We start from the raw sequence: 1,300 nt of genomic DNA, 5'->3' as shown, positions 1-1,300 counted from the left end.
TGAGGTTCCCCTGAAAAAGTGGACACGGTTAGCTTGTTTGCTGACTTGTGTGTGATCTGATTTCGAAGTCGATAGGTGAGACCATCCCTAGCGAGCTATGCCTTCTGTCATGGTTGTAGAATCGGATGTAATTGTCAAGTCCGGCAGCAAGATTCGCGTAGCTGCCGTACGCGTGGCGCTTGTAGTTCTCGTGTTTGACCGTTGACCACAACGACTCGGCGCCGGCGTTGTCCCAGCAGATGCCGGTCGCGCCCATCGAGCGTTGCAAACCATGTCGACGGCACGCTGAAGCCATGTCGTAGCTGGTGTACTGACCGCCTCGGTCGCTGTGCAGAATGGTGCCGGCCACCGAACCGCCACGAGTGAGCACTGCAGCATCCACCGCGTCCTCGACGAGCTCGGTGCGCATGTGATCTGCCAGCGACCAGCCCAGCACTCGACGCGAGTGCTCGTCTCGGATCGCGCACAGGTAGGCGTCCCCTTCGCCGCAGGTCAGATAGGTGATATCGGAGGTCCAGACCAGGTTGATGCCGCCGCGATCGAAATCGCGGCCGACCCGGTCCGGCGGGAACGACGCGGCCGGATCGACCTGGGTGGTCCTGACCTTGAACGTGCGCGGACTGATGCCCTCGATGCCCATCTCGGCCATGATCTTGGCGACGGTGTTCTCCGAGACCGCCACCCCCTCAGCGTGCAGATCGGCGGTAATGCGCGGTGAACCGTAGATGCGTCGCGAGGCCTGCCAGTGCGCCAGAATCTTCACTTCCAGATCCCGGCGCCGCTGCTGTCGGGGCGTCAACTCGACACGATGTTGCCGATCTGCCCACGCGTAGAATCCGGACCGCGACACACCCAGGAGAGCAACAAGTTTCGTCACGTCGTGGTTGGCGCACTCCGCGGCGATGAGTTCGAAACGACTCACCGATGATGCTGCGCCGCAAAGTACGCCGATACTTTTTTCAGGAATGCGATATCACGGTCCTTCTCGGCGAGTTCGGCACGCAGCCTGGTCAGTTCTGAGCGTTCACTCGCCGACAGATCTTGGTCGGGCGGCACCTTGCGAACATCATCGGCGACGCCGTCTCGAAGCCGCTCAGCCCGAACCCATTTGCCCAGCAGATTCTCATGCACATTGAGTTCCCGAGCCACCTCGGTGATCGGCCGACCACCATCAATCACCCGACGAGCAGCCTGAGCCTTGTACTCCGGCGTAAACGACCGCCTCCTGGACATGTCGACATCCTTCCAGCAGGACCCCTGGCCCCACTATCTCGGTGTCCACTCAAACTGGGGAGGCTCA

The 1,300-nt window shown here is 61.0% G+C and carries 2 protein-coding genes; both read right to left on the bottom strand.

The features are described from left to right. Positions 1-28 precede the first annotated feature (28 nt). Positions 29-922 (bottom strand): IS3 family transposase, encoded by an 894-nt coding sequence (locus tag FFS52_RS23540; protein WP_165630008.1) that lies wholly within the window; start codon positions 920-922, stop codon positions 29-31. Next, positions 919-1,233 (bottom strand): transposase, encoded by a 315-nt coding sequence (locus FFS52_RS23535; RefSeq protein ID WP_068969944.1) that lies wholly within the window; start codon positions 1,231-1,233, stop codon positions 919-921. Before FFS52_RS23535 ends, FFS52_RS23540 begins: the two co-directional genes overlap by 4 nt. Positions 1,234-1,300 lie beyond the last annotated feature (67 nt).

Origin of the sequence: Gordonia sp. ALPHA1B1, assembly GCF_005502615.1 — a bacterium.
In the GTDB taxonomy this organism is placed as follows: domain Bacteria; phylum Actinomycetota; class Actinomycetes; order Mycobacteriales; family Mycobacteriaceae; genus Gordonia; species Gordonia hongkongensis.
The sequence above is the reverse complement of the archived record's forward strand: the minus strand, read 5'-3'. Positions and strand labels throughout refer to the sequence as shown.

What these genes read in the sequence shown, in the direction of transcription:
- FFS52_RS23535 (WP_068969944.1), bottom strand. Translation starts at nt 1,233, where the DNA reads ATGTCCAGGAGGCGGTCGTTTACGCCGGAGTACAAGGCTCAGGCTGCT.